1 protein-coding gene is annotated in these 472 nt (G+C 46.6%); it reads left to right on the top strand.

What is annotated here, in order from left to right; translation table 11 throughout:
* Position 1: 1 nt before the first annotated feature.
* On the top strand, positions 2 to 472 hold a 471-nt coding region (locus FS666_RS19465; RefSeq protein ID WP_244943982.1), incomplete at its 3' end, for a helix-turn-helix domain-containing protein.

Genomic DNA, 472 nt, shown 5'->3' with positions numbered 1-472 from the left:
ATTGATTGCCCCTCTTTTGAACGGGCAGATGGAGCCAAAGGAATACTTTGAGCAGTTGGAAGGGAAAGTCCACCAGATTCCCTATTACGGGGAAAGAACTATCGCGGCCAAGACCATTCAGGAATGGCTGCTTCATTACCGGAGAAACGGATTTGATGCCCTAAAGCCAAAAAGGCGGTCAGACCGGGGGGATTCCAGGAGGCTGTCGCCGGATGACAAGGATCATATTCTTGAAATAAGAAAAGAATCCCTCCACATGCCGGTCAGCGTGTTCTACGAACAACTGATCAAGCGCGGAGAGATCACAAAAAATCAAGTCTCTTACGCCACTATAAACCGTTTATTGAAAAAACACAAGCTGGCTGGAAGGAATCATATAAGCTTTCATCCGGGAAAGGAGAGAAAAAGATTTGCCTATGATAAGGTTAACGTTTTGTGGCAGGCGGATTTGTCGCATGGACCCTATATTCCC

Source organism: Siminovitchia fortis, assembly GCF_007681465.1.
Taxonomy (GTDB): domain Bacteria; phylum Bacillota; class Bacilli; order Bacillales; family Bacillaceae_C; genus Siminovitchia; species Siminovitchia fortis.
This window is presented reverse-complemented; position numbering and strand designations above follow the sequence as displayed.